We start from the raw sequence: 1,830 nt of genomic DNA on the forward strand, positions 1-1,830 counted from the left end.
GAAATTAAATATAATACTTGAAGTTCCCTTTGTTGACGATCATCAAGTTTATAATCTAATTCTGACTTAACTATAGAGCTTGCTGTTGGAAACTCAATTGAATATTCCATTTCAGGTGAAATCAGTTCACCTTGTAACTGAATACCCACTTCTACAGGAATTTTTCTATTTAAAGTCGGGTTATCAAGTAGTATAGATGGGTTTGCTGTGGTTTCATAAATAGCTTTAATATCTATTCTCGCTCGTTCCGGAACACCATCCCAGGTGATGTTTCCACCTCTTTCCACTACAAATTGCTTTTGAACTAGGTTTGCATATCTGAAATCATATACTGCGTTATAAACCTGAAAGTCACCCCACATATTGAATCTGCCAAGTGTGTTGATTTCTATAAACAATATTCCTTCCCCTCTACCTTTTAGGGTTGAATTATTTTTAATGTCAACTACGACTTCAACCTCAGCATCTCGTGTTATTTCTAAATCAAATTCGAGAGTAAGCCCTTTTAAATCTTCTCTTATAAATTGTTCTCCAGATATGCGTGCCTGTTTTTCTTCCGGTGAAAGAAAGTAGATAAAAGAATCATCACCAATTGATTCTGTATCACTTATTGGGATTTTAAATGTTGTGCCGCTGGCAGTTGCTGCATCAACCTTTATGATCAATTCATCAACAGGTCCATAGATAGATGCATAACCATCTATAAAAGCTGTTCCATAGTACAATGCTTCTTCGTCAGCTTCGGTATCAAGAACCAAAAAGCGGTCTGTATCAATATCCAGATTCATTGACCAGTTTCCAAAATTCACATGTTCAAAAGACCCACTAACAAAAGCTTTGGTATTGTATTTAGTGTCGGTTACTTCTGTTCTTGGAATGGTAAACTTATTTTTACTAAGTAAAACACGAGTTTGGTCATTAAAATCAAAATCAATGTTGAGTTCAGGAATTTTCATTCCTGAACCCCTTAAATCTAGTCTGCCGTTAATTTCTGGTGATTTATAATCACCACTTACATTTGCTTTTCCGGATACAAAACCTCTGATATCTTTTATAACATCACCACCAAAAGGACTTATAGCTGCTAAATTAAAGTCATTTAAATCAACATCAAGATTGATGTTTGAATTCAAATCGTCTACAATTAAGCTGCCCACTGCATTGATTGATTTAACGTTATTGTTTGTTAAAGTGGTATTTATGTCATATCGTGTTAAATCTTCACTGCCTTTAATGTTTAAGTTTAAATCACCTAATTGATTGTCATTTATGATTAAATTGTCAATTATAACATCAGATTTTGGATAATACCTGTTTTCCCGCTGAATAAAATCAAAACTGCCATTTACATTTCCTGACATTTCAAGACTGTCAATTTCAGGGGTGATTTTTCCAATATCAACATTTTTAAATTGTAATTTAAGATTTTTATAGCTTGAATCACTTATTTTCCCAGCCATTTGAATCAGCTCATCTTGATGACTCAGTACCAATGAGTCTATTATAATATCCTTGAAATTATTGTCAAATACAATTTTATTGAGTGTGTCGTTCTGCTCATTGATGAACCATTTATTTTCTTTGAATTTAATATCTGAACGCTTCATACCAATCACAGATTTTCCATTTTTATTGATGGTGTGATAAAGAGAAAGATTAAATAAGTCACTTTTTGTTGGTCCCCCTTTAAATTCAGATCTTACAAACAGTGTATCTGACAGTGTAACGTTTACGAGGCTTAAATCAGAAAAACTGTAAGTGCCCAAATCAATTGAGTCTACTTCAACATAGGTGTTGAAAAGTGGATTATTATTGTCTTCCTGAAGGGAA

Annotated in this window: 1 protein-coding gene; it reads right to left on the minus strand. The window is 33.3% G+C overall.

The window, feature by feature from the left end; all coding sequences use genetic code 11:
• Positions 1-1,830: translocation/assembly module TamB domain-containing protein (locus AACY61_RS13185; protein WP_339612043.1), on the minus strand; the 1,830-nt coding region annotated here is incomplete at both ends.

The organism is uncultured Planktosalinus sp., assembly GCF_963973675.1.
Taxonomy (GTDB): domain Bacteria; phylum Bacteroidota; class Bacteroidia; order Flavobacteriales; family Flavobacteriaceae; genus Planktosalinus.